The sequence below is a fragment of the Sulfurimonas sp. NWX367 genome (assembly GCF_039667065.1).
Lineage (GTDB): Bacteria > Campylobacterota > Campylobacteria > Campylobacterales > Sulfurimonadaceae > Sulfurimonas > Sulfurimonas hydrogeniphila.
On the sequence record NZ_JALCZM010000002.1, the window covers coordinates 633,071 to 659,181 of the forward strand.

The following is a 26,111-nucleotide window of genomic DNA, read 5'->3' on the forward strand; positions in this document are numbered from 1 at the left end:
AGGTAAATAGATTTTAGCAGAGAGTGGATTAAAAGATGATTTAATGAAACTGTTTTTCCTGGTAAATCAAAGGTACAAATACAAAACCTGCATATTCCTCTTGCTGTATTCTGCCATCTTGAAGTTTTTTAAACTTAAAGATGGAATTGCCTACCGGTATGACAAGTACACCGTTGGGTTTGAGTTGTTCAAAAAGTGAAAAAGGAATTTCCGGTGCACTGGCAGAGACCAGTATCTTGTCAAACTGTTCTCCCGGTTTTCCTAACTCTTTGCCTGCTTTTTCGATATGACACTGCCCAAAACCAAACTGCGAAAGGTTTTTTTGTCCAATACTGACAAGTCTCTCAACACGTTCCATGCCCGTAACATGACCGGTTTGGCCTACAATGGCGCACAGGAGTGATGTAGTCCAGGCGGAACCTGACCCTATATCCAAAACAGAGTCTCCTTGGCGCGGTTGAAGCAGTTCAAGCATAAAAGCAACTGTTGAAGGCTGAGAGATTGTCTGTCCTTCGCCGATGGGCAGGGGGGCATCTCTGTAAATTGCTTCTTCAAAACCTTCGGGCACAAAATATTTTCTGTCAATCTTTTCAAAAGCTTTTATGATTTGTGGTGTTTTTAAAACGCCAGAATTTTGCATGCTTTGAATGAGTTCACGGTTTGTACTCATATTTGCTCCTTTTGTCTGAAATTTATCTGCAATAAAGTATTCTTTCCATATCATAATGTAAAGCATCTTTTGTTTTGATGATGTTTTTAAATTTTTTTACAAGGATGAATTATGAAATTAGACAATACAGTTATAATCGTGGCAGACTTAGGGGAATTAAAAGCATATAAAACAGTAAAACATGAAGATATTTATAACAATGAATTGAAAATTAACTACTCTTTGGAATTGGTGAATGCTGAGGATTTTATTGAGGGCAGAAAAAAACTCCATGAACTCAAAAGTGATGCCAATGGCAGAAAAGGACACGCAACAATTGAAGAACACAGTGTTGAAGAGACGATTGCAAAAAGAACACTTACTGAGGTGGCAGAAGATATAGATATGATTGTACAGCAGATACAGCCAAAATCTCTGTTTTTAGCGTTTCCACAGGAGAACAATGCCGAACTGCTTGATAAACTCAGCCAGGAAACAAAGGCTGTTTTGAAAAAGAATGTGGCGCTTGATTTGGTGAAAATCGATAAAAACAAACTGTTTGAGTATTTTAACTAATGGGAACTTTTAGTTGATATAGAGTTAAAAGATTATATAATCTTTTAAAAATATCAAATGGTTCTCATGAAAAAATTTAAAGAGTTGCGTAAAAAAGCAAATAAATTTATATACAAAAGCTATGAAATTCAAGAAGATGAAGATAAAATAGCTCTGCACTTTCACTATCAACTTGATGAAGAAGGAAAAACGACTGACTTTCTTCATCGTCTCAGCATTAAAAAAAATGAAAAAATATCTACAGATTTTTCTATGCAAAATATTGTTTTTCATATCGGCCTTGCAGAAGCCATCAGTTACTACAAAATCGCTCTGCCGCAAGAGTTTGTCATAGAATGCGGAACAATAAACGAAATGCAGAAAAAATGGTTTGAAAAGCTTTATTTTAATGGGCTGGGGGAGTATATTTATCTCAATGGCATCGAGGTAAAGCAAGAAGATCTTGTTCGCTTTACATGTAAAGGCAAGACATTTGACAAAACAGCTTTATGCACACAGCAAAACATCATCATACCGATTGGCGGAGGAAAAGACTCTCTTGTAAGTTATGAGCTTTTAAAAAAGGAGTTTCCTGATGCATTGATGTTTTCTATGAACCCTATTGTTGCTTCACAAGAGATACTGAAGCAGCATCCAAAACATGCGATAGAACTAAAAAGAGAGCTTGACCTGGAGAAAATTCTGGATTTTAATGCGCGTGGCTACTTAAACGGACATATCCCTTTTTCCTCCATTGTCGGCTTTATCTCCATCTGGCTTGGTCTGCTGTACAAAACGAAGTACATCGTCCTTTCAAACGAATCAAGTGCCAATGAAGAAAACATCATCTACAACGGACAGAAAATCAACCATCAGTACTCAAAATCTATAGAGTTTGAAAATGATTTTCGGGAGTATGTTTTTAGTTTTATAACGGAGGATGTAGAGTATTTCAGTTTTTTGCGTCCTTTGGACGAGATACACATTGCCAAGCTTTTTGCCAGCTTTGCAAAAGAACACTTTTTTACGTTTCGCAGCTGTAATGTTGGCAGCAAGCGCAATGAATGGTGTGGCAAATGCCCAAAATGCCTATTTACCTATATCATGCTGTGCAATTATATAGAGGACGCTGCACTGCAAAAAATATTTGGCAAAGATATGCTTGACGATTTGGCACTGCAAGAACTTTTTGACGGACTTTCCCAAAGTGATGCCGTCAAACCTTTTGAGTGTGTGGGGACCTATGATGAGGTCAATTACGCATTAAGCAAAAAATATTATTCGTATTCTCAACAAGAATTGCCGTCCCTGTTGAAAACCTACAAACCAAAAAATATGGAATATCCTTTACATGTAAACTATGACGGGCAAAACAATCTGCCGCAAAAATTTAAAAAGAACCTCAAAAGCCATGTTGAAAAACTTAGTTTCTGATTTAAAACAGTATAAAAGCATCGGGATTTTCGGTTTTGGTGTAGAAGGGAAATCTTTTTATAATTTTGCACAAAAATATTTACCGGGTACTGAACTTGTTATCATAGATAAAAATCATCCTTCTTGTGATGAGAATTATTTGGACAAGCTCCATGAAGCAGAACTGATTATCAAATCACCCGGCATCTCTTTGTATAATTTGGACATTGATTATCACTCTTTTCATTTTTCTTCTACAACAGCACTGTTGCTCAAGCATTTTAAACATCAGATTATCGGAGTAACGGGAACAAAAGGCAAAAGTACCCTTGTAACACTTATAGACAGTTTGTTGAAAAATGCAGAAAAAAAGAGTATTTTATGCGGCAATATCGGTATACCCGCTTTTGATATGCTCGAAGAGATCAGTGCTGAGACAAAAATAGTGATGGAACTCTCCTCTCATCAGCTCTTACATGTAACGCACTCCCCTCATATTGCGATTTTGACCAATCTGTTTGAAGAACATTTGGATTATTACAAAGATGTACATCAATACTATGAAGCCAAGTTCAATATATACAGGTATCAGAGCAAAAAGGATGTTTTTATCTATAATCTGGCGCAAAAATTGGACTGCGGATATAATGTATATGAAAATGAACTCAAATACAGTGTGGATTTCAGTCTGCAAAACGGGTTTATTCATCAATCTACTTTGCAGATACTTGAAAAACTCAAAGAAATTTTGGCACTCGGTGATGAGGCATATATGCAAACACTTAACACTTTTCAAACGCTTCCTCACAGGCTGGAATTTGTCAAAGAAGTCAAGGGTGTGTCTTATATAAATGACTCAATAGCAACAATCCCTCAGGCTACCATAGAGGCTGTGAAAATTTTAAAAAATGTTGATACGCTTATAATCGGGGGGAATGACAGAGGTGTGCATTATGAAGTGCTGATAGATTTTTTGCTTGCAAGTGATGTCGCAAACATCATACTTTTTTCAGATACAGGGAAAAAAATTTATGATGCTTTACATGTAAAAGTGAAACAAAAAAATCTGTTTTTGCAAAAAAACTTGCAAGAGAGTGTCAAAAAAGCCTATAATATAGCAAGAAAAACCGTGTTGTTCTCTCCTGCTGCTTCGAGTTTTAACGAATATAAAAACTTTGCAGAGCGTGGGGATGAGTTTAAAAGAGCAGTTAAGCAATTAAAAGGATAGACAATGGCGTTTATAGATGTGGATGAAGATAATTTTGATGTTGTTTTGGCAAGAGAATTTGAAAAAGAAAAATTTGTCGTTTTAAAGTTTGGTTCTTACTACTGTGATGCATGCCAGATTATGGACATGGAGCTTGAGGAGCTGTGTGACAGGCTTGCGAATGTTTCTGTTTTGAGCATTGACAGCGGAAAGTCGGAGTATCTGACACAGCGGTACTTTGTTGAAGAAGTGCCGACTACTTTGATATTTAAAGAGGCAGAGAAACAGCTTTTTTACAGAACAGGGATTACTCTTGCCGATGATATGATAGATGTGATTTTGAAAGAGTGTTAAGGACTTAATCTCAATTTCGGAACCGGTACTTCAGTGCCGGCTGTTGTAATACTCTTGCCACTCTTAGCCCGCACTTAAGTACGGGTTCCTAAAAACATGAACACTAGCTGTTTGTGTTCATACTTTCAAGAAACTCTTCATTCGTAGATTTTTTGCCCATAGTGTTGTAGATAAATTTGAGTGCTTCGACTTCGTTATCCTGTTTATGCAGCATCTGACGAAGAATAAATACCTTCTGCAATACTTCTGGACCGATAAGGAGTTCATCTTTACGTGTTCCTGATTTGAGAATGTCAATAGCAGGGTAGATACGTCTGTCTGCAATTTTTCTGTCAAGGACGACTTCCATATTTCCTGTCCCTTTGAACTCTTCAAAGATAACTTCATCCATTCGGCTTCCCGTATCAACCAAAGCTGTGGCAATAATAGTCAAACTGCCGCCGTTTTCAATGTTTCTCGCCGCTCCGAAGAAACGTTTTGGCTTATGCAGGGCATTTGCATCCACACCGCCTGAGAGCACTTTTCCGCTTGAAGGGGTAACTGTGTTGTAGGCACGTGCAAGACGAGTGATAGAATCCAGGAGAATAACGACATCACGCCCAAGCTCTACTCTACGTTTTGCTTTTTCTATGACCATCTCGGCAACTTTTACATGGTTTTTTGCAGGCATATCAAAGGTAGAACTGTAGACTTCGCCTTTGACGCTTCTCTCCATGTCTGTTACCTCTTCTGGGCGTTCGTCCACAAGAAGTACCATCAAATCAACTTCAGCATGATTTGTCGTAATACCGTGTGCGATCTCTTTTAAAAGCTCTGTTTTCCCGCTTCTTGGAGGCGCAACTATCAAACCGCGCTGTCCCTTTCCGATAGGGCAAAAAAGATCCATCATACGGCCCGTCAAGCCTTTTTCACGGTATTCGAGTTTGAGCTGTTCTGTCGGATAAAGTGGTGTGAGGTTTTCAAAAAGAGGTCTTTTCTTACTCTCTTCCGGAGGAAGGGAGTTGACTGCTTCTATCTTTATAAGCGCGTAGTAGCGTTCCTGATCTTTTGGGGGACGAACCTGACCCGTTACAACATCTCCGTTTCGCAGAGCAAAGCGTTTGATTTGTGTGTTTGATACATAGGCATCATTGATACTTTCATTAAAACTCTGATCGATTGAACGGATAAAACCGTAACCGTCTTGCATGATTTCCAAAATACCGCTGAAAAGAATATAGCCGCCCTGTGCAGTCTGCGCTTTGAGTATTTCAAAGATTACATCCTGGCGTTTGAGTTCATTTGGCTGTTCAACACCAAGCTGTGTCGCTATATCAACAAGCTCTTGAATGCTTTTTGTACGAAGTTCTTCGACACTTGAGCCTTTTACAGGAGTGTGTGTTCTGGATTTTGAATTGTTTTTATGATTGTTTTTAGTGTTTTTACGCGATTGTGTGGAAGATTCATTTTCACTCATATGTATGACTGCCTTAATTGATTAGGATTGAAATTGTAGGAAAGATTCAAAGATACCTTGTGTATCTGTCTTGTTGCTGGAATTTTACAATAACTCTGACGCTATTGTCAAGTTTTTGCATTTTTAGGCGTAAAGTTCTTTGTTAAAGGTATCAAACTCTTTGAGTGTTTTTTCCAGAAGCTTCTGTGTTTCTTTGAAAATGTTGAGAGGTTCCTGTACTTTTTGCAGTGATCTGTCAAACATTTCTACAATATTTGTTTTGATAGTATTGTTGCGTGCCTCACTGTTGTTTTCATTGGGTTGAAACAGTGCGGCTATTTTTTTGGCAAGCTTTGTTACCGGTGATTTTGGGGCATCTTCGCTCAACTCCTGTATAAATTTGTCTATATAAGGCTGGGCTGTTTTCATGAAAGCTTCTATCTCTTTTTGGTCCTGAGCATCGATGCCGTTTGTATCTATGGAGAACTTAAATGAGGACATTGAGGAAAAGCTCATTGATGTTTTGCGTGAACTGCCATCTGTCTCATAGTTTGCAGAGGCAGACTTCTCGTTTGCAAAGTCCATTGTTATGACGTCTCCGCTTGAGGTTTTCATGGTAATGTTCAAATCATGGCGGTAGTAACTGTTTGCTGCATAGGATGTGTTCATTTTTCTTTTCTTCTCTTTTTTACTTTTAATCTATATCGGTAATAATGAAAAATTATCAAATGTAAATGATGTTTTCTATACAATTACATTATGAAGAACAAGTATAAAATTTTAGTAACAAATGATGACGGATATGAGGCGAAAGGACTGCTGTGTCTGGTGGAAGCTTTACGTGAGCTCCCAGATGTGGAGGTGACTGTTGTGGCTCCGGCAAATGAAAAGTCTGCCTGCGGGCACTCTTTGACCCTGACAAGACCTTTGCGTTTTGTCGGGATTGAAGAGAACTTCTTTAAGCTCGAGGACGGAACACCGACAGACTGTGTTTATCTCTCTTTGAATGCAATTTTTCAGGGAAACAAACCTGATCTTGTTGTCAGCGGGATAAACAGAGGCTCAAATATGGGTGAAGACATTACCTACAGCGGGACAGCGGCAGGTGCTATGGAAGGTGTTTTGCACAATATTCCCTCTGTTGCGATTTCGCAGGTAATGGATTTTACCAATCCCAAGGGAGATTTTACGCTCGCGCAAAAAACAATCAAAAAGATAGTGACAAAAATACGAAATGAAAAGTTCCCTCTGCCTGAGAGAGAATTTTTAAATATCAACATTCCTCCGGCAGTTGAAGAGGCACAGATGAAGATAACCTATGCAGGGTACAGGGTCTACTCGAATGAAGCCGATGTGCACAGTAATCCACGAGGCGAGAAACACTACTGGCTTGGGCTGCATCCTCTGAATTTTCGAGCAAGAGAAGGTGTCAAAGGTGTGAGCGATTATGAAGCGATACGTGACGGATTTATATCTGTGACCCCGATTATGCTTGATCTGAGTGCATACAAAAGCATGAAAACATTAGAAGAATGGTTGGACTGATGCAAAAATATGACCGCATAAAACTTGTGTTAAAGGATGATTTTTCTAAACTCGAAGATGCTAAAATATTACTGCTGGGTGTCGGCGGTGTCGGCAGCTTCTGCCTGGACTGTTTATACAGAAGCGGTGTGAGAGATATCACGATTGTAGATTTTGATACCTATGACGCATCCAACCAAAATCGTCAGATGTGGTCGGAACTGCATGAAGGTGAGACAAAGGTGAATGCCTTAAAAGAGCACTATCCGGAGTTACATGTAATCAACAGACGCATAGACGAAGCGTGGGTGCAGGAGTTTGATTTTGAACCATATGACTTGGTACTTGATGCGATAGATGACAGAAATGCAAAACTCGCAATCGCACAAAAATGCCATAAAAAACTCATCTCTTCTTTTGGAAGTGCCAAAAGGCTTGATCCGACAAAGGTTCAGGTGGGTGATATCTGGAAAAGTTACGGCGATAAATTCGGTGCAAAAATTCGGTATGAATTGAAAAAACGCGGTTTTAACAAAAAATATAAAGTGATTTTTTCAAGCGAGGAAGCAGTCATAAAAGAAAAAGGCAGCTTTATGGGTGTCACGGCAACTTTCGGTCTGACCATGTGTGCCGAAGCAATCAAAAAGCTAAGAGAGGAAAAATAGGATTTGTTTGATTTTTTAGAGAGCGACTGGTTTAATATAGGGCTTGAGGTTGTTTTTATAATTTTAATCTCTTATGATGTAAAAAAGTATTTTGAGACAAAAAAGAGAGAATATATCATCAATATTGTCCTGACAATAGCTTTTGCAATATGGGCGCTTTATCCGTACTATAACTCCTACATCGGTTGGGAAGAGGAACAGAAAAAAGAGATGCTTTCGCACTGCAGCGGTGACGAAAACTCTACGAAGCTTTGCAAATGTCTGGATGATGCCACTTTCAAAGAGTATACCTATGATGAGTATAAAAATCTGGACAAAAACAGTACGGAGTATAAAGAGTTTGTAAAAGATGCAAAAGAGGAGTGTCTGGATGATTCATGGTTTTGATTTGAGTTCTGATCTTGTTTGTGAGGGGATTGTCGGTGACGGCTGTGGAGGCGGACGTATTTTTTATGTTCAAGATGAAAAACTGAAAACCTTTGACCCCGTGACAAAAAAGTCTATGATACTCCTGGATAATGTGAGAAATGTTCAAAAAATCAGTAAATCTGCCTGTATTATTACAATAGAGTGTTCAGATCAAACCAGAGAGTTTGATCTTTCATCACTGTAGTTTTCTGACACATACCAGTTTGTTTGTATTGCATTTATCCGTTGATGAGATGAAACCGTTTCCTGTATAGACGGTATAAGCATTAAATCCGTCACTGCTTTTGTCTATATCTTTACTCCAGTACAGCGCAGTATCAAGGTGCCTGAATTTTGCTTTGAGTTTTTTTGACTCTCCCAGGTGTTGCAGTTCCTTTTTTGTCGGCAGTCGCCAGTCATCTTTTTGCGCTGCATGTAATGCTTTACAGTAACTGTTTGCCAGTTTCCATATACCGTTAAACTTCTGCATATCCTTTGTATCAAGCCATTGTAACTCTTGCGCTGTATCTGTAACGCTGTTTTGTGCCTGTGCACAGGAGAACAAAACAAAAAGCAGTATAAAAAATTTTTGCATTGCCAAACCTTTTTATTTGAAACTCATGAGTGCATACCCGTCATTTTGGTATCTGATGGTATCTAAGAAACTGTTTTTTGAAATCTTTACAAAAGGCAGAACATCTTCTTTTTCAATAGCATTATGTGCCAGAGACATAGCGCAGGCAGTGATGGTGACATTTTTTCTTTTTGCAAGTTTCTTGAGGTATTGCTGGGATTGTTTTATATCTGGGACATCTTCATCCGGTACTGTCATGTCGTAATCTTTTGCCACCATTGCAACGCAGGAGCCGTGAAGTGTCAGTGCTACTTTTGCAGTATCTCCCTGTTCTTCAATCATATCTATAGTTTTTCCGACAAGCCACATACGGCTTTTTATATAAGATGCATCAGCCGAACTGCAGTCAAAGACAACTTTATACTCTCTGGCATTGACAAGTACACTAAAAAGGCTGAGAATTAAAAAAACATTTTTCATATTCTTACTCTAAGCCAAAAACATTTGAAAGTGTGTTAATGTAGTTAAAGTAACCGGTAATAGCAACTGCTTCGACTATTTGGACATCACTCCAGCCGAGTTTTTTCAAGTTGTCTATCTCTTCTTTTGTAACTTTGTAGTTGTCTTTTCTGGATGCGCGTATACAGAAGTTTAAAAGTGCTTTTTCTGCTTCATCAGCATCCAAATCATCGACACCCTGTAAAACTTCTTCGATTCTCTCCTCACTCATACCTAACATTTTTGCGATACTTTTATGGACATCTACACACATTTTACAGCCATTTTCCAAAGATATAAGCAAAGCGATAGACTCTTTTATATCGTATGAGAGTGTTGTTTCATCCAAAAGGTATTTTTGTATCATTGTGTCTGTTGCAAAGTAAACTTTTTCATCAAGAGCCAAGAGTTTGAATATCTCTCCGAGTTTTCCTGTTTTTTCTAAAATAGGTCTTGCTTTGTCCTGAATTGCAGGGCTCATTTCTTCAAATTCCGGTAGTTGTATATATGCCATATTTTTTCCTTTGTATCTAATTTTTTTTGAAATCTGCAGGGTCTTTATATTCTATTGTCGGCAGCAGATATGCAGTAATCAGTAAAATAGTACTAAAAATTACTACAACAAGTAAAGCGTGATCTTCAAAATAATGAAATATTTGCACTTTTCCCAAATCCGGACCCATGAAGTTTTTTATCTGAGGGTAAAAAAGCGTAAAAACCGCTCCACCGACCATTCCTCCCAAAACGCCGACAAGGGCATCTATTCGGCCCTCAGATACCGAAACAAAAAAAGCAGAGGGACATTTTCCTAAAATAACCAAGCCGATACCAAAAAGTATTGCCCCCGTGATAAGTCCTGCAAGTAAAACAGGTTTTACAGAATAAGAAGCATAACCAGTCTGTACCAAAATATAAAATCCCAGGCTTGAAAGTGCAACGGTTGTCATCGCCATACGAGGAACAAGGGTATCTTCAAAAAGCATAAAACCAGCCATTTTTTCAAATTTATCCAATCTTGAGTATAAAATAACGGCACCAAAAACAAAGCCTGTAAACAGTACCGTCCAAACAGAACCATGTCCTTGCCTTGCCACTATATCAAACATATGTACAATTCTATCTGTCATTTTTGCAAACCTTTTTTTTGTAAAAAAATCTTCCTGTTATCACACCTGTTCCCAGCGCAAAAACGGCAAAGATTATACCACTGAGTGCCAATTGACTGCCACCGGACAAAATATGCCCGGCATTGCATCCGCCTGCTAGTCTGGCACCAAATACAAGCAGAAATCCGGCAATAAAACTCCAAAGCATACGAGATTTGACTGATCTGTTTTTTCTCTCTTTCCAGAGTGTGGGGATAAGACTCAAATGAAAAGACTTTGTTACAAAAATTGACATAAAAAGTCCGCCAAAGAACAGACCGATCAGCATGACACCTTCCCATGCTCCGGATTGTTGTATCTCTGCTGTATAAGCATAACTGCCTGCATCAAGTCCAAATAAAACAGTTGCAAGGTACGCCATTCCGGTTGAAGCACCGATAGGACGATTCGCTCCAAAAGTTGAAAAACTAAAATAAAAAAGTAAACTCATTGCAATTCCGCCAACCCACCAAGGTATCTGTCTAGGCATATAAACTCCATTTGAAATAAATAGTGTAAAGCTACACTTTACAATTTGAATTATATGATATAATTCTTAATCAGTTATTAATTAGGATGAAAAATGGATTATAAAATGTCTGAACTTGTGGCAAAAACAGGTGTTCCAAAATCGACTATACTTTACTATATAAAAGAGGGACTTTTGCCAAATCCTGTAAAAGTAAAGGCAAATGTTCATAAATACAGTGATGAGCATATAGAGCTCATCAAATATATCAAGTATATGAAAGAGGAGATGGGTAGCAGTAACGAACAGGTGAAACTGGTTTTAGAGAAAAAAAACAATTCATTTTCAAGTTCTTACACAATGCTGGCACCGCTCATGAATACTTTAAGCGGTATTGAGATTCACAGCGAGCACTACAGCAAAAAAGAGTTTACAGAGCATTTTGATATTGATGAGGAACTCCTGGAAAGGTTGCTTGCTGATGGTGTTTTAATGCCAATAGGGGAGAATGATTATACTCAAAAAGAAGCTTGTATAGTGAATTTGATAGAGAACTGCAGGGAAGTCGGGGTTGATTATGAGTTGATAAAAGAGTATGTAAAACATGCCCGGGAATTGGCAAAACTGGAACTTAAAATGCAGGAAAAACTATGTGCACTGCGAGATGATAAAAATTTTTCTGCTTTGTGGAAAATAGTATTTGATACACTTTTTAAAACCAAAGAGTATATTTTTCATCGTGCCACCTACAAAGAATTTTACAGAGCAATCAAACAGGAACTGATTGGAACATAGATTTTTTGAAGGTGTAGGTAAACAGACTGCCTTTTCCCGGTTTAGATTTTATATCAAGGTCAATACCTGCCTCGTCTATGATTGATTTGACTATGCTCATACCGATACCAAATCCGTTTTTATATTCATTTTCCCTGTAGTAACGTTCGAGAATTTTTTGCGGGTTTTGGATGCCTTTTCCATAATCTTGGATACTCAGACATATATTCAGTTCATTGTCATGGAAAAGCTTTATCTCTATTTTACTTTTTGCAAATGAAAACTTTATGGCATTGGAAAGTGTGTTGTCAACGATTCGCTGCAGTTTAGTTGTGCTGAAAAACAGTACAGGTTGTCCTACCTTACATGTAAAGAGAAGTTCTATCTCTTTTAACTGGCAGATAAGTTCAAAATAAGAGACACGCTCCTGTAAAAAGTCATAAAGGTTAATGGGCTCATTTTTGTATTCAACTCTGTTTTGTTTTATGAGATAATCCATGTCATTGTAAATGGTGGCAAGAGAGCGTGTTGCTGATTTTATGCGGTTGAAATATTTGTTTTTGCCGTAAAGCGCATCAAAAAGGTCAACATTTACATTGATGATGCTCAAAGGGGTGTTGATTTCATGCATAGACTCTTTGATAAAATCATCGAGCTTTTCATTGACTCTTCTGAAGGGTTTTGAAAAGCTTTTTAAAAAATAAAAAGAGAGCAGCAAGATGAGCGTAATGATTCCAAAGGCAATGAGGCTGGCTTCAAAAAAAACAGGAGCGAAAGAGATTTCTGTTTTTGTGACCAAATAGTTTGCAAAAAAGTATTTTTTATCCGGGAGTTCTGTGATGAGGTATCTATGAGAACCTTTGGAATGGTATCCTGGCATATAGGAGGGGAGGGGTTCGTCTATTTGTGTATAGACCGGAGTAAAATCTTTTTTGTAAAGACCTGAGGCAAAAGAGGCAAACCTGGGAAACTCAAAGATCTCCTGAGGATGGTTTCCAAAGTTGTCCATGGCTTTTATGATGTGCGCCTGGATGGATTTGAGTTCCACTTCTGTTTGCACTTCCTGCAGGTTTATTTTATGATTGATATACAATGACAAAGGCGTCAGGAGTATAAAAGAGACAATCAGTGTATAAATAAGACTGTATTTTTTTACAAACTTTTCTTCATTGACAATCAAGCCGGTATCCTATGCCGTAAATATTCTCAATGACATCCTTTGGCAGCTTTCTTCTTAGGTTGTTTATCTGCACTCTCGCATTGGCAGCTTCAACATTGTTCTCCCAGATCTCTTCATACAGCATTTCAAAAGTGACAATCTGGTTTCTGTGTTTGATGAACAGAGTAAGAATGTCATTTTCTGTTTTGCTCAGTTGAATCTCTCCCGATATACCGATAAGTTTTCGGTTGTTAACATCATACCGGTAGTCACAGGGAAGCTGAAGCATATCACTGTCGGTTTTAAAACAGTTTGATTTTAGGGCATGCTGTACTCTTAACTGTAATTCGATTAAATCAAAAGGCTTTTTAATATAGTCACAGCAGCCGTTTGCATATCCCTGCAGCATTGCATCGGCACTTGACATGGAAGTGACAAAAATTGTAGGAATGTTCTTTCCCTCATCTCCAAGTTCTTTTCTTAAAGAAAATCCGTCAAATTCTCCGGGGACATTGACATCCAGAAGGAGCAAGTCATACTCTTTGCAAAAAATGGCATCAAAAGCATCACTGCTGTTCTCAAAACTGTCTACTGTATAGTCTTTTGAGCTGAGAAATTCTTCAATGCTCTCTTTTAAAATTGTCTCATCTTCGAGCAAAAGTATTTTCATTTTATCTTTCCTCTTGAAATTTTTTGAGAGTTGGCATCCAGCAACAGGGATATTAACTCTTCTTTTGTGTATCTGTTGAGTTTGTTACGTAAATTTTTCTCCAAACAGGCCCTGTCTTTTTGTGTTGTGCATTTTTTCAGTGAAACAAGCTCTTTTGCTGTTAAGTCGGTATAAGGGTCAAAAGCTTTGTCTTTATTGACAATAGTAGAATAAAGATCTTTTCTTGAGTAGCTGAAAAAGCTTTCAAGTTCATTCTCAAAACTGCTGAAAAGTTTGAGTTTTTCTTGTGAAAGTATAAGTATAAAGTAACCTATACGTTCTGCTTTGGAGTTGAGAATGACTTTTGATATGTAGAGATACTCTTCGGTCTGCACAGAACCCAAACTTTCAAGTTTATTCAAGTCCAGTCTGCGGAGATTTTGAATGTGATTTATGTTTGCTCCGTTGTTTGCCACTATCATATTAGCAATCCGAGGATTGTTTTTTAGCAGTACGGACTGGTTTTGGTATTTGTCATCGAGGAGTGCAATCATATCTATATCGTACTGGGCAAAATATTTTTCAAGGGAAGCAAAACGTTGAATAACCTCAACAAACCCGAGACACTTTTTGTTCTCTACAATAGGAATAGAAGCGATAAGCACAAGCCGTCTTGCCGCTTCATAGGAGAGATGCGGGCTGAGTGTTTTTTTCATCTCTACCAAGTCAGGACGGTAGGCTTTGACATTGACACCCGCATCACTGTTATCCCAGCTGCGTGCAAATATAGTAATGTCTTTTGAAAGAATCTGAATACGGATTTTTGAGCCGCTGAATGTTTCAAGTGCCTTCATATGTGTCTGGAGAATTTCATAGGCTTTTTTTGCATCATTGTTTTTAAGCGCGCGCTGGAGTGTTTCATTTTGAGAAAGGGCAAAGGCAAAATTAAAAGCCCTTGCCTTTTCATTTTCTATCTGTTTGTTTAAAATATTGAGTAAAACAGTATGCACTCTGTCAGTAAACTCCTGCTTGTTTTGTGTATAGAAGTAGCCTATAAAAATTACCAGCATTAACAATATTACAGCGAGATATTTCTGATAGAGTTTCATGTTCTTTTTACTTCATACATAAAGAATGTGTATTATTTTTTATAATAATACACAAATCTTGGCGTTAAATTACTTAATTTTGACGTATGCACATCCCTGTCTTTGCAAATTGACTATTTTAATGATGCCCGCAGGTGTTTTTTTCACATAATCCTGGAGTTGCTCATCTTTGACATGCTTTTTCTTCATAGTGTTGCCACAGGCAAAAAAGTTGATGTTGTCTCCGCCAAGCTGTTTTAAAGATTTAAAACGTGAAACTGTTCCGGCACCTGTCGGACCTCCGTGCTCGCAGTAAGGCATCTTCACAAAACCTGTGCCCTTAAAATCTTTCATCATGTATTGAAGACATGGACCAAAAGCAACAACATTAATCTCATACGGAATAAGATTTTTGTCAAAATAGCTGGCTGCGTTATTAATAGTATTGAGCATCAGGTGTATACGTTTGATATCGGGAAAATCACACTGATAGACTATCTTGACTACATCATTTTCTTCATCTGCGTCACTGTTTTGCGCATAGAGACCTGTTCCGAGCAACATAAGTAATGCCACTGTTGAGAGTTTTTTGAATAATTTCATTGTCAATCCTTTAAAAAGCTGCTGTTATTTGAATAGCAATACGGTTCCCCATATTGTCTAAAACTTTTTGTGCATTTGCATTACCCGGAGCTTTTGCATCCCGTATCATGTAGTTCAGATCGACTCTTGTTGCTCCTTTGAATCTGTATGAGGCACCAAGCGTTAGGGTTTTAAAGTCACGTTCGCCTTTGGTGTCATTGGTCAGACGGTTTAAGTAGTCATATCTGCCAAATACTTCAAATTTTCTCTTTACGATTTCATACTGAAGATTCACATATCCGCCGTCCGCTTTGTTTTCACTGCCTGCAGCGAATTGAAACTGCCAGTTTTCAGTCTGTGGATCAGGATCTGTATCTTTTGCACCGGTATAAATCATCCCAGAGGCTCTCATATATTCTCCTTCGACTCTGATGCCGTCTTTATGGTAGGTAAAGCCTAAACCGTATCGTTTGCGGTCTGCATCAATTTGGGTTGTTGCTGTTCCGTTGTTGGAGAGAAGTTTTCTTTTTCCGCTTTGTCCCCAGACAAACATTTTGAGTGAGTTTGTATAGTATCCTTTGCCGGGATTTGCAAAAATTTTCTCCAGTGCGAAGTATCCGTAATGGGTTGCCTGTGCATTGGAACTGCTCATACTGATACCGTTTCCGTTTCCGTACATGTAAGCATAAGAGATGTTCCATGAATCTACCAGCGGCAAGGTGTCAAAAATCTGCACACCCGTATCTCTAAAAGCGCCGATTGGTCTGTTGATTTCTGTACTGGTATAGTGAACTGTCTGTGCACCGCCTGCTGCTGCACCTGTCTGCGCTGCTCCTACTTTTGTTACCTGTCGTTCTAAAAGCTGTTGAAATGTCATAGAAGTAAACTCGATGTAAGGAGAGACAAAGACAGCCTGCAAGCCCTCTTCACTTCCCGGATATTTGAACATACCGGCTCTGATTTTTGCCCCTTTTATATGTTTGAGAGTTACAGAAGCATCTGTAAAATAAGTACCGACATTTCTATGTCCGGCAAGATTATTGACACCGTTGTTTCCAAACTCTGTCATAAAAAAGTAGTTGACAAGGTTGTCATTGTCAGCCATCCCTCTCATCGCCAAACGTGCCCGAAAAAGACTCATACCGGATTGCGATTCCAAATCAGGATTTAAAAGAGAAAAAGGTGTTTTGTTTTTACCGTCAGGAGCAATAAAAACTTTTCCCTCGTCTTTTTTGTAATTTGCCTGAATGAATCCCCAGACTTTCGGTTTGTGACTGCGATAAGGAACGATTACCCCTTTTGGTGCAAAAAACTCCGGTTGATACCCTTGCAGCTTGAGCCAGTCAGCTGCCTCAATTTGTGAAGCACAGACGAGACCTGCCAGTCCAAGAAGCTTTATTTTTAAAGTTGTTTTCATATTTTCCTCCTATGAAAGATGTCGGCAGTGTAAAACAAGAGTGAAAAGAAAGTGTAAAAAAGAGAATTTTTAGAACCTTTAACTAAAAGCAAAGCTTTCTAAAAGTACTATATCTAACTTTTAAAATATACTTAAGGATTTTGAATGGCTGAAATACATTTGGATACCAAAGCTTTTTTGGTCTCAGAAACAGATACGAAAGGGATTATCCGTTTTGCCAATGATGAGTTTTGTCATTATGCCGGATACAGTGTTGATGAACTTGTTGGCAAACCGCATAATATTGTCCGTCACCCAGATATGCCGCGTGCCGCTTTTAAAGATTTGTGGGATACGATAAAAAGCGGGAAGCGATGGCGGGGCTTTGTGAAGAACAAGGCAAAAAACGGTGACTACTACTGGGTTTTTGCCACAGTTTACCCCTTTACCTCCTGTGATGGGCAACCGGGTTATATCTCCTGCAGAAGAACAGTTTCAGAAATGGAAAAAGAGAAATATGAAAAAATTTATAAAGAGATGAGAGCAAAGGAGCGCCATAATGGTTAATTTTTTAACAAAGATTTCAGTAAGAAACAAGATGCTGCTCAATGTTGCAGTGCCTCTTGCGGTCATTGTCATCATAGCCATAAGTGCAATTTACAGTCATTTGCAAAACAGTCAGAAGTATGAAACATACAGCATCATCGTCGATCTGGATCAAAAAATTTCCAAAGTTGTACATGAGACACAAAAAGAGCGGGGTGCAACTGCCGGATTTTTGGGTTCAAAAGGGAAAAAGTTTGCACAAAAACTTGTCTCGCAAAAAGAGGAGACTGACAAAAAAATTCAAGAACTGCAAGAGTATCTGCAAAACGGGAATGTCATCAGTCTGTTGGATAAGGATGTCAAAGAGTACCTTGAAAAAGCATTACAGGATCTCTCAAGGATAAATACCATTCGTTCTCAGGTGACGGCACAGAGTATGGGAGCAAAGGAGGCGATTGCCTACTATACACAAATGAATGCAAAGTTTTTAAATTTTATAGCAAAAGCTTCTTTGCAGGCAGCGGATGCACAGCTCAGTGCCGAGACCCTGGCGTATTATGATTTTTTACAGTCCAAAGAGAGAGCGGGCATAGAGCGTGCAGTCGGAAGTGCCACTTTCGCAAATGACAAGTTTATCAAAGGGGCAAAAACAAAACTGGCAGGGCTGATCTCTGAACAAGAAGCATTTATGAGCAGCTTTGAGACCCTTGCCTCAAAAAAAGATATTGCATACAAGAGAGAGATTCTGCAGGGTAAGGTGATTGAAGAAGTCAAACGGATGGAAACCATTTTGCTGAGTGCCAAAGAGATTGGCGGTTTTGGTGTGGATGCCACCTACTGGTTTGATACGATTACAAAAAAAATAAACAGACTCAAAAAAGTGCAGGAAAAAATAGAAAAAGGATTGAAAGGCAGTGACAAAAGAAGCAAAGAACTCTTTCAGCTTGCCAAAGACATCGCAAACTTTGTACATGAAACACAAAAAGAGAGAGGTGCTACAGCAGGGTATATAGGCTCAAATGCCAAAAAATTCGTTACCAGACTTCCGGCACAGAGAGCCGCAAGTGATAAAAAACTGGCAAGGCTTAAAGGTGATATCAAAAGTTTTCATTTTCAAAACTATCCGCATGAATTACAAAAACGTGTAAATCAATTTTTGCAAAAAATTCAAGAATTACAGGGTGTAAGAAAGCGTGTGACATCACTGGATATTGATGTAAAAAGTGCTCTAAATACTTATACTGCCGCAAATACATCTATGCTTGACACGATTGCCTATATGACACATTTGGCAACAGATATAAAAAGCGGAAGAAAGCTCATTGCCTATTACAGTTTTTTAATGGCAAAAGAGAGAGCGGGCATAGAGCGGGCAGTGCTCTCAAATGCTTTTGCCAGAAACAAATTTCTGCCGGGTATGAAAGACAAATTTGTAAAACTCATAACAGAACAAAAAAGCTTTTTGAGAGTATTTCGCTCTGTAGCCCCTTCCTATCTGGTGGCATATTATACAAATCAGATGGCTATACAGGCAGTGCAGGAGGTTGAAAAGATGCGAAAAATTGCGCTTGAGGCCAATACCATAGGCGGATTTGGTGTGGATGCTTCTTACTGGTTTGATACCATCACGCAAAAAATCAATCTTTTGAAGAAAGTGGATGACCACCTGAGCCAAAATCTTACCCGGTTGGCACATGAAAAATATGAGAATGAAAAAAATGCGCTCTATCTGTATCTTTTTGTAATGCTTTTTATTATTTTGTTTACAGCAGTGCTTTCGTGGCTAATCAGCAAAAATATCACACACTCCGTTTCAAAAATAAGCAAAGGTATGGAACAGTTTTTGGAGTTTTTAAACAGAAAACACAATGTAATCGAAAAGATTGATTTGTCTGGCAGTGATGAACTCGCCCGTGTTGCAAAAATGGTCAACGAACAGACAGTTACAATTAATGAGGGAATAGAGAATGATATGCTCTGTGTCGGAGAGTCAATTCTTACTCTCAATAAGGTACAGCAGGGTTCTTTTAAATGCAGAGTCAATTCCGAGGCAACAAACTCGCAAATCCAGACTTTGGCAAATACAATCAATAAAATGCTCGATACCCAGGAAAAAGTGATGGACGATATACTCGAAGGTCTTGAAAAGTATGCAAACTATAACTACCTGGATAAGATTGTTCTTGATGCAAAAATTACAGGAGAGACAAAAGCGGTTGTAGAGAGAGTCAACAATCTTGGCGATGCCATCACAAAACTTTTGAACGATTCCTATAACAATGCAAATGCACTGCTTGAGCGGGCAGATATGCTTGAGTCAAAAATGCAGGAATTAAACAGTTCTACGGCTTCACAGGCAAAAGAGCTGAGTGTGACAACGCAGGCGGTCAATACTATAGCGCAGACCATAGAAGAGACATCCCAAAAAGCAAATGAAGTTGTCAGCCAGTCACAGGATATTAAAAATGTGATGCAGGTTATCAGTGATATAGCGGATCAGACAAATCTGCTGGCACTTAATGCTGCCATTGAAGCAGCACGTGCGGGTGAGCATGGACGCGGATTTGCCGTTGTTGCCGATGAGGTAAGAAAGCTTGCAGAGGGAACACAAAAATCACTGGCTGAAATCAATACAACAGTGAGTATCCTGACGCAGTCCATTACCGATGTTGAGGCCAATATTTCCGAACAGAGCGAGAGTGCGAATTCTATTAACAAAGCAGTTGATGAGGTAAATGCTATGACAGAGCTTAATGCACAGACTGCGGCTGAAGTCAATGAGGTGGCACGGGATGTCAAAGAGATGTCTCTCAAAGCCTTGAGCGAAATAGAAAAAAATAAATTTAACAAAGTGTAAAGTTTTGATATAATCATACAACTAAAAAAATTTAATAAAGAGAATAGATTATGCAAAACAACATAGAACCGATGACACTTTTTGGCTACGAGAAGTTACAGGCCGAAGTGAAAGACTTAAAAGAGGTAAAACGTCCCGGCGTTGTCAAAGCGATTGAAGAAGCGCTTGAACACGGCGATTTAAAAGAAAATGCAGAGTATCATGCGGCAAAAGAGCAGCAAAAAAGTATAGACAACCGTTTGGCAGAGCTTCAGGAGATTTTAGGAAATGCCCAGATTGTTGATCCTAAAGATCTGCAGCACACCAAGGTGAGCTTTGGCTCAACGGTTGTCATGACAAATATGGACACAGACGAAGAGGTAACCTACACGATAGTTGGCGGCTGTGAGAGCAATCCTGACATAGGGCTCATCTCTTTTAACTCTCCTCTGGCAAAACAGCTTCTTGGCAAAGAAGAGGGTGACGAGGTCAAAGTCCGTCTCCCCGGCGGTGAAAAAGAGTTTGAAATAGACGAGGTGAAATACCAGGATATTGTTTTTGAGTGTAAAGAGTAATGCAAAACAAGAGTAAAATAAATGTAGGCGTGGTCGGGGCAACAGGCTACACAGGGCTGGAACTTGTCAAAATGCTCATAAAACATCCTTTTTTTCATTTGGCATACATCGCAAACTCTGAAGGCGGAACGACCATAAACAAGCTCCATCCTTCTTTAAACGGTGTGTGCGAAGATGAGGTGCAAAAAGCAGATATTGATGCAATGGCGCTTACATGTAAACTGGTTTTTTTGGCACTGCCGCATAAAACAGCAATGGCTTACGTCAAGCCGTTGTTAGAGAAGGGTATCAAAGTTGTTGACCTCTCAGCTGACTACAGACTGCCGCAGGATATTTATGAGGCATTTTACTGTCCCCATACAGACCCAAAAAATCTGGAACATGTTGTCTACGGACTCCCTGAACTCAATCGTGAAGCGATAAAGTCTGCAAAACTGGTTGCAAATCCGGGATGTTTCCCTACATCCGCGATATTGGGACTGCTTCCGTTTATGGACAAACGTATTACGGATACACCGATTATAATTGATGCAAAAACAGGAGTGAGCGGAGCAGGCAAAAAGCTCAGTGAAGTGACACATTTTGTGAATGTCAATGACAATCTTTTTGCCTACAATCCTTTGTTGCACAGACATGCTCCCGAAATTGCAGACAAACTGAATGTCTCTTTTGACAAAGTCAGTTTTGTACCGCATCTGGTTCCTGTGACGCGGGGTATGATAAGTTCGATTTATATACAGGTCAGTGATGATTTCGATGCCCTGGATGTTGTAGAAGAATTTTATAAAAATGACGTACATGTAAGGGTGAGTTCTGTGCCGGTGGACATGAAAAATGTTGCCGGAACAAATTTCTGTGACATCTATGCCCAAAGAAAAGGCAATATACTTTTTATATCTTCAAGCATAGACAACCTGATGAGAGGAGCATCTTCTCAGGCCGTTGTCAACGCCAATCTGATGATGGGCATTGATGAGACGACGGCGATACCAGATATAGCCTATGTCCCCTAAACCGGTTATTATCCAAGAGGGTGCGTTTATTGTTTCTGATGCGCACTATTCACACCTGCGTCCGGAACTTTTATATTTTTTACGAGAAATACACAGTAAAAATATGGCAGTACCCCAGCTTATTCTGATGGGAGATATCTTTGACGCTCTGTTTGGGTCTATAGACTTTACATGTAAGCAGAACAAAGAGGTTATAGCGCTTATAAATGATATTTCCAAAGATACGGAAGTTGTCTATCTGGAGGGGAACCATGACTTTAATATAAAAAATGTTTTTCCAAAGGCCAGGGTTTTTTCGATTAAAAACCAGCCGGTAAAAGCATTGTATCAAAAGAAAAAAGTCTATCTTGCACATGGAGACTTTGACGGGGAGAGACTCTATAAACTCTACACATCTTTGATACGAAGCCCTTTTGTTCTTTTTGTTTTAAAGTATATAGATATATTTTCAAAACATGCGATTTTGAAAAATCTTGACAGCTATTTGAGTAAAAAAAATGACTGTCAGAAATTTACGGGTTTTAGAGAGTTTGTACAAAAGCGTTTGGCAGAAAAATATACCTGCGACTACTTTATAGAGGGACATTATCATCAAAATATTTCTTTTGACACAGACGGTTTTTACTATATAAATCTGGGTGCTTTTGCTTGCAATCAAAGATACTTTATTGTAAAATCAGCTCAAGACATAGAGTTGTTGGAAGAAAAAAAATACTCTAGGGAGATATAAAAGATGGATGAAAAGTCTTTAAAAGTTGGTTCCAATGAGATGGAACTTGTTGATTTTCGCATATTCAAACAGGAAAAAGACAAGGTTTATGAAGGTATTTACGGTATCAATGTCTCTAAGGTCAGAGAAATTATACGTTTGCCAAAACTGACAGAGCTGCCAAGTACACCGGAGTTCATAGAGGGAATATTTGATTTGCGTGAAGTGGTCATTCCTGTTGTCAATCTGGCAAAATGGATGGGTGTGACTGAACCCGAAGATGCAAAGAAAAATGCCCGCGTTATTATTACAGAGTTTAACAATGTGCTGATAGGCTTTATAGTTCATGAAGCAAAACGCATCAGAAGAATCAGCTGGAGTGATATAGAACCGGCAACTTTTATGAGCAGTTCCTCAGGACTTGAGAGCAATAAAATAACTGGAGTAACAAAGATAGAGGGTGATAATGTTCTTTTAATCCTGGACCTTGAAAGTGTTGTTCAGGATTTGGGACTGTATGAACCTGAAACAGATTCCGCACCGGAGAAAATAGAAACATTTTCAGGTCTGGCAATGGTGCTTGATGACAGTGCAACGGCTCGTAAAATTGTCAAAGATGCATTGATGAAAATGGGCTTTCATGTTGTAGAAGCGATGGATGGAGAAGAGGGTCTTAATAAACTGAAAGATCTCTATGAAACTTATGGAGATAATTTGGCAGATAATTTAAAAATAATTATTTCAGATGTTGAAATGCCAAGAATGGACGGTTTTCATTTTGCGGCGAAAGTCAAAGAAGATGAAAGGTTCAGTGATATTCCTATAGTCTTTAACTCCTCAATCAGTGATCATTTTAGTGAAACAAGAGGTGAGGAAGCCGGCGGAGAAGCTTATTTGGTTAAGTTTAAGGCAGGTGCATTTTTTGATGAAGTATCACGTATTGTACGTGCACATATGAAGAAATAGGGAGTGTAAATATGGATGAATTTCAAGAGATACTGCAAGATTTTTTAGTTGAATCGTTTGAACTTGTTGAAAAGCTTGACGAAGATTTGGTCGAATTAGAATCCCGTCCGGATGATTTGGAATTGCTAAACGGGATATTTCGTGTTGCACACACCGTGAAAGGGGCTTCATCGTTTTTGAATTTTGACACCTTGACACATTTGACACATCATATGGAAGATGTGCTCAATAAAGCCCGTCATGGAGAGTTGAGTATCACTCCGGATGTTATGGATGTTATTCTGGAGTCTATTGACCTGATGAAAGCACTTTTGGAAAAAATCCGTGACACGAGCAGTGATGAAGGCATAGATGTGGCCGCCTGTGTCGCAAGACTTGACAAAATAAGCAACGGTGACCTTTCAGGACTTGCCGATGCAACAGCAGCACAGGAAAAAGAAGAACAAGAGCCTGCGGCAGCTGAAGAAGAGACTCAGGAAGAAGAACCGGACTATGACAATATGGACCCTGATGAGATAGAAGCTGAAATAGAAAGACTTTTGGCACAGCGCCAGGCCGAAGACAGAGCCAAAAGAGAAGCAAAAATAGCCGCGGGTGAAGAAGTGCCTGTAATGCCACCAGAACCAAATGAAGAAGAGCCGAAAAAAGAAGAAAAACAAGAGAAAAAAGAAGAAGCTCCAAAGGCACCGACTCCTGCTCCTGTTTCACAAAATAAAAAAGCATCGCAAAATGCTTCTGCTGAGGATCCAAAGGCGGCAGCACCGGCAAAACGTGCACCTGCCACGGTTGAGCAGACGATTCGTGTGGATGTCAAAAGACTTGACCATCTGATGAATCTGATCGGTGAACTTGTTTTGGCAAAAAACAGATTGATTAAAATCAATGATGATGTTGAAGAGCGTTATGAGGGAGAAGAGTTTTTAGAAGAGCTCAACCAGGTTGTCTCTATTGTTTCTCTTGTAACGACTGATTTGCAAATTGCGGTTATGAAAACGCGTATGCTGCCAATAGGAAAAGTTTTTAACAAATTCCCTAGAATGATCCGGGATCTTTCCCGCGAACTCAACAAGAAGATTGAACTTGTTATCTCCGGTGAAGATACAGAGCTTGACAAATCAATTGTGGAAGAGATCGGGGATCCGCTTGTGCATATTATCCGTAACTCCTGTGACCATGGTATAGAGACGCCAGAAGAGCGTCTTGCGAAAGGAAAACCGGAAGAGGGTACGATTACACTCAAAGCCTATAATGAGGGCAACCAGATTGTGATTCAGATAGATGATGACGGAAAAGGGCTTGACCCGGAGATGCTTAAGCAAAAGTCGCTTGAAAAAGGCATCATCACTGAAAAAGAAGCAGAGCAGATGAGTGACAAAGAAGCATATACACTTATCTTTAAACCGGGATTTTCAACAGCTGCTGCCGTGACAAGTGTATCCGGACGCGGTGTCGGGATGGATGTTGTCAAAACAAACATCGAAAAACTCAACGGTATCATAGATATTGACAGTGAAATAGACAAGGGCACTTCTATAAAACTGAAAATTCCACTGACTCTGGCAATTATTCAGGCACTTCTTGTGGGTGTTCAAGAAGAGCATTATGCCATTCCTTTAGCCTCTGTTCTTGAAACGGTCAGAATTTCAAAAGATGAAATATATACAGTAGAGGGACGTTCTGTAATGCGATTGCGTGATGATGTTCTTTCTTTGGTGCATATCGGAGATATTTTTGAAGTTGAGCGTATTTTGGATGCGAGTGAACATGCCTATGTTGTTGTTTTGGGACTCGGAACAAGCAAACTGGGGCTTATTGTAGATATTTTGGTAGGGCAGGAAGAGATTGTTATCAAATCTCTCGGCGAGTACCTCAAAGGTATTGAAGGGATTGCGGGAGCTACCATCCGCGGAGACGGAGGAGTGACACTTATCGTTGATGTCGTGGCGCTTATGGATATGGCCAAAGAGACAAAAGCCACGCAGATAAGCTCGTCAGATGAATCTGCGGTGAAAGAGAAAACAAAAGCGAGTGACTATACTGTAATGATCGTTGATGATTCCAAAACAGACAGAACGATTATGCGAAAAGCACTGGAACCTATGGGGATTACTCTTGTTGAAGCGAGTGACGGACAAGAAGCACTTAACCTCTTGAAATCAGGCGATCACAATATAGATGCAATGCTCATTGATATCGAAATGCCAAGGATGGACGGATATACACTTGCCTCGGAGATTAAAAAATACAACAGATATAAAAACCTGCCGCTTATAGCCGTAACATCAAGAACAAGTAAATCTGACCGTATGCGCGGGGTTGAATCAGGTATGGTTGAGTATATCACGAAACCTTATTCTGCCGACTATTTGGCAAGTGTTGTACAGAGAAATGTTAACTTTAAACCGGAGTTTTTATAATGAGTGATAAATTAAAAGATATTATTAACAAACAGGCTGAACAAAATGACAGTGTTGTTGATCAGCTCGATGATGTGGTACAACTTGTCGGATTTGTCATAGGGGATGAAGAGTATGCAGTACCTATTCTTTCCATTCAGGAGATTATCAAACCTTTTCCATGGACAAGAGTTCCTCAGGTGCCTAAGTATGTTTTGGGTGTGTTTAATCTTCGCGGTTCTGTTATTCCGCTTATAGATCTGCGTACAAAATTTGGACTGCCTCCTAAAAAACAGAGCGAAGATACACGCTTTATTGTTATGCGAAACGGCTCTGATGTGGCAGGATTTGTGATTGACAGACTCACAATGGCAATTCGCATTAAAAAAGAGAATGTGGGACCGCCGCCTGATACTGTCAACGGTGATGACACTATTATAGACGGTGTAGGAAAGCAGGCAGATAAAATTATTACTATTTTAAAAGTGAACAAACTTTTAGAAAGAGATTTTTAGCCTTTTTGTCT

General features: G+C 39.1%; 30 protein-coding genes. 17 read left to right on the forward strand and 13 right to left on the reverse strand.

Annotation, left to right across the window (positions count from 1 at the left end; translation table 11 throughout):
* Window positions 1–40 precede the first annotated feature (40 nt).
* The gene (gene pcm, locus MNY28_RS07920; RefSeq protein ID WP_346389460.1) at window positions 41–670 is read right to left on the reverse strand and encodes a protein-L-isoaspartate O-methyltransferase; all 630 of its coding nucleotides are present in this window, start codon (window positions 668–670) and stop codon (window positions 41–43) included.
* 111 nt (window positions 671–781) lie between these two features.
* Here pcm and MNY28_RS07925 point away from each other — a divergent pair, with 111 nt between their 5' ends.
* The 4 genes from MNY28_RS07925 (at window position 782) to MNY28_RS07940 (ending at window position 4,178) form a co-directional block, all read left to right on the forward strand.
* Entirely contained in the window at window positions 782–1,225 is a 444-nt protein-coding gene (locus tag MNY28_RS07925) for a host attachment protein (protein ID WP_151900887.1), read from the forward strand.
* A gap of 66 nt (window positions 1,226–1,291) precedes the next feature.
* A complete protein-coding gene (locus MNY28_RS07930; RefSeq protein WP_346389461.1) occupies window positions 1,292–2,638 on the forward strand; it encodes a hypothetical protein in 1,347 nt (448 codons plus the stop codon).
* Window positions 2,616–3,845, forward strand: coding sequence for a UDP-N-acetylmuramoyl-L-alanine--D-glutamate ligase (murD, locus tag MNY28_RS07935; protein WP_346389462.1), 1,230 nt, complete (start codon window positions 2,616–2,618; stop codon window positions 3,843–3,845). The genes MNY28_RS07930 and murD overlap by 23 nt, the downstream gene beginning before the upstream one ends.
* A 3-nt stretch (window positions 3,846–3,848) precedes the next feature.
* Entirely contained in the window at window positions 3,849–4,178 is a 330-nt protein-coding gene (locus MNY28_RS07940; RefSeq protein WP_151900884.1) for a thioredoxin family protein, read from the forward strand.
* Between the two features lie 103 nt (window positions 4,179–4,281).
* Here MNY28_RS07940 and rho read toward each other — a convergent pair whose 3' ends face one another.
* The gene (gene rho / locus MNY28_RS07945) at window positions 4,282–5,634 is read right to left on the reverse strand and encodes a transcription termination factor Rho (RefSeq protein WP_346389463.1); all 1,353 of its coding nucleotides are present in this window, start codon (window positions 5,632–5,634) and stop codon (window positions 4,282–4,284) included.
* Window positions 5,635–5,757: 123 nt separating this feature from the next.
* Complete coding sequence (locus MNY28_RS07950) at window positions 5,758–6,282, reverse strand: hypothetical protein (RefSeq protein WP_346389464.1); 525 nt, start codon at window positions 6,280–6,282, stop codon at window positions 5,758–5,760.
* 90 nt (window positions 6,283–6,372) lie between these two features.
* Here MNY28_RS07950 and surE point away from each other — a divergent pair, with 90 nt between their 5' ends.
* The 4 genes from surE to MNY28_RS07970 are packed head-to-tail and all read left to right on the forward strand — an operon-like array spanning window position 6,373 to window position 8,415.
* Entirely contained in the window at window positions 6,373–7,158 is a 786-nt protein-coding gene (gene surE / locus MNY28_RS07955; RefSeq protein ID WP_346389465.1) for a 5'/3'-nucleotidase SurE, read from the forward strand.
* A complete protein-coding gene (locus tag MNY28_RS07960; RefSeq protein ID WP_346389466.1) occupies window positions 7,158–7,802 on the forward strand; it encodes a ThiF family adenylyltransferase in 645 nt (214 codons plus the stop codon). Before surE ends, MNY28_RS07960 begins: the two co-directional genes overlap by 1 nt.
* Window positions 7,803–7,805: 3 nt before the next feature.
* Window positions 7,806–8,189, forward strand: coding sequence for a hypothetical protein (locus MNY28_RS07965; protein WP_151900879.1), 384 nt, complete (start codon window positions 7,806–7,808; stop codon window positions 8,187–8,189).
* Entirely contained in the window at window positions 8,173–8,415 is a 243-nt protein-coding gene (locus MNY28_RS07970) for a thiamine biosynthesis protein ThiF (RefSeq protein WP_346389467.1), read from the forward strand. The genes MNY28_RS07965 and MNY28_RS07970 overlap by 17 nt, the downstream gene beginning before the upstream one ends.
* On the opposite strand, the gene MNY28_RS07975 is transcribed toward MNY28_RS07970, so the two are convergent.
* The 5 genes from MNY28_RS07975 to MNY28_RS07995 are packed head-to-tail and all read right to left on the reverse strand — an operon-like array spanning window position 8,407 to window position 10,917.
* Window positions 8,407–8,805 carry a DUF1566 domain-containing protein gene (locus tag MNY28_RS07975; protein WP_346389468.1) on the reverse strand — a complete coding sequence of 133 codons (399 nt, stop codon included), beginning with the start codon at window positions 8,803–8,805 and terminating at the stop codon, window positions 8,407–8,409. The genes MNY28_RS07970 and MNY28_RS07975 overlap by 9 nt on opposite strands.
* 12 nt (window positions 8,806–8,817) lie before the next feature.
* Complete coding sequence (locus tag MNY28_RS07980; protein WP_346389469.1) at window positions 8,818–9,264, reverse strand: DsrE family protein; 447 nt, start codon at window positions 9,262–9,264, stop codon at window positions 8,818–8,820.
* Window positions 9,265–9,268: 4 nt separating this feature from the next.
* A complete protein-coding gene (locus MNY28_RS07985) occupies window positions 9,269–9,796 on the reverse strand; it encodes a carboxymuconolactone decarboxylase family protein (protein ID WP_346389470.1) in 528 nt (175 codons plus the stop codon).
* A gap of 16 nt (window positions 9,797–9,812) precedes the next feature.
* Window positions 9,813–10,409 (reverse strand): YeeE/YedE thiosulfate transporter family protein, encoded by a 597-nt coding sequence (locus tag MNY28_RS07990; protein ID WP_151900874.1) that lies wholly within the window; start codon window positions 10,407–10,409, stop codon window positions 9,813–9,815.
* Window positions 10,399–10,917: a YeeE/YedE thiosulfate transporter family protein gene (locus MNY28_RS07995; protein ID WP_346389471.1), complete on the reverse strand. Its 519-nt coding sequence runs from the start codon at window positions 10,915–10,917 to the stop codon at window positions 10,399–10,401. Before MNY28_RS07995 ends, MNY28_RS07990 begins: the two co-directional genes overlap by 11 nt.
* Window positions 10,918–11,010: 93 nt before the next feature.
* On the opposite strand from MNY28_RS07995, the gene MNY28_RS08000 reads away from it, so the two are divergent.
* Window positions 11,011–11,691 carry a MerR family transcriptional regulator gene (locus MNY28_RS08000; RefSeq protein ID WP_346389472.1) on the forward strand — a complete coding sequence of 227 codons (681 nt, stop codon included), beginning with the start codon at window positions 11,011–11,013 and terminating at the stop codon, window positions 11,689–11,691.
* Here MNY28_RS08000 and MNY28_RS08005 read toward each other — a convergent pair.
* The 5 genes from MNY28_RS08005 to MNY28_RS08025 all read right to left on the reverse strand — a co-directional run bounded on the left by MNY28_RS08005 (window position 11,666) and on the right by MNY28_RS08025 (window position 16,565).
* Window positions 11,666–12,850: a HAMP domain-containing sensor histidine kinase gene (locus MNY28_RS08005; RefSeq protein ID WP_346389473.1), complete on the reverse strand. Its 1,185-nt coding sequence runs from the start codon at window positions 12,848–12,850 to the stop codon at window positions 11,666–11,668. The genes MNY28_RS08000 and MNY28_RS08005 overlap by 26 nt on opposite strands.
* Complete coding sequence (locus MNY28_RS08010) at window positions 12,837–13,499, reverse strand: response regulator transcription factor (protein ID WP_151900870.1); 663 nt, start codon at window positions 13,497–13,499, stop codon at window positions 12,837–12,839. The genes MNY28_RS08005 and MNY28_RS08010 overlap by 14 nt, the downstream gene beginning before the upstream one ends.
* The gene (locus tag MNY28_RS08015; protein WP_151900869.1) at window positions 13,496–14,587 is read right to left on the reverse strand and encodes a cache domain-containing protein; all 1,092 of its coding nucleotides are present in this window, start codon (window positions 14,585–14,587) and stop codon (window positions 13,496–13,498) included. Before MNY28_RS08015 ends, MNY28_RS08010 begins: the two co-directional genes overlap by 4 nt.
* 69 nt (window positions 14,588–14,656) lie before the next feature.
* Window positions 14,657–15,169 (reverse strand): DsrE family protein, encoded by a 513-nt coding sequence (locus tag MNY28_RS08020; protein WP_346389474.1) that lies wholly within the window; start codon window positions 15,167–15,169, stop codon window positions 14,657–14,659.
* Window positions 15,170–15,179: 10 nt separating this feature from the next.
* A complete protein-coding gene (locus tag MNY28_RS08025; protein ID WP_346389475.1) occupies window positions 15,180–16,565 on the reverse strand; it encodes a hypothetical protein in 1,386 nt (461 codons plus the stop codon).
* 144 nt (window positions 16,566–16,709) lie between these two features.
* Here MNY28_RS08025 and MNY28_RS08030 point away from each other — a divergent pair, with 144 nt between their 5' ends.
* From MNY28_RS08030 to MNY28_RS08065, 8 genes are read left to right on the forward strand one after another with little or no spacing between them, the layout of a single operon-like run.
* Window positions 16,710–17,111 carry a PAS domain-containing protein gene (locus MNY28_RS08030; protein WP_151900866.1) on the forward strand — a complete coding sequence of 134 codons (402 nt, stop codon included), beginning with the start codon at window positions 16,710–16,712 and terminating at the stop codon, window positions 17,109–17,111.
* Window positions 17,104–19,947, forward strand: coding sequence for a nitrate- and nitrite sensing domain-containing protein (locus MNY28_RS08035; protein WP_346389476.1), 2,844 nt, complete (start codon window positions 17,104–17,106; stop codon window positions 19,945–19,947). Before MNY28_RS08030 ends, MNY28_RS08035 begins: the two co-directional genes overlap by 8 nt.
* A gap of 50 nt (window positions 19,948–19,997) precedes the next feature.
* Window positions 19,998–20,501: a transcription elongation factor GreA gene (gene greA, locus MNY28_RS08040; RefSeq protein WP_151900864.1), complete on the forward strand. Its 504-nt coding sequence runs from the start codon at window positions 19,998–20,000 to the stop codon at window positions 20,499–20,501.
* Complete coding sequence (gene argC / locus MNY28_RS08045; RefSeq protein ID WP_346389477.1) at window positions 20,501–21,514, forward strand: N-acetyl-gamma-glutamyl-phosphate reductase; 1,014 nt, start codon at window positions 20,501–20,503, stop codon at window positions 21,512–21,514. The genes greA and argC overlap by 1 nt, the downstream gene beginning before the upstream one ends.
* Entirely contained in the window at window positions 21,504–22,244 is a 741-nt protein-coding gene (locus MNY28_RS08050; protein WP_151900862.1) for a metallophosphoesterase, read from the forward strand. The genes argC and MNY28_RS08050 overlap by 11 nt, the downstream gene beginning before the upstream one ends.
* A 3-nt stretch (window positions 22,245–22,247) precedes the next feature.
* A complete protein-coding gene (locus MNY28_RS08055) occupies window positions 22,248–23,189 on the forward strand; it encodes a chemotaxis protein CheV (protein ID WP_151900861.1) in 942 nt (313 codons plus the stop codon).
* 11 nt (window positions 23,190–23,200) lie between these two features.
* Entirely contained in the window at window positions 23,201–25,606 is a 2,406-nt protein-coding gene (locus MNY28_RS08060; protein ID WP_346389478.1) for a chemotaxis protein CheW, read from the forward strand.
* A complete protein-coding gene (locus MNY28_RS08065) occupies window positions 25,606–26,100 on the forward strand; it encodes a chemotaxis protein CheW (protein WP_151900859.1) in 495 nt (164 codons plus the stop codon). Before MNY28_RS08060 ends, MNY28_RS08065 begins: the two co-directional genes overlap by 1 nt.
* Window positions 26,101–26,111: the final 11 nt, after the last annotated feature.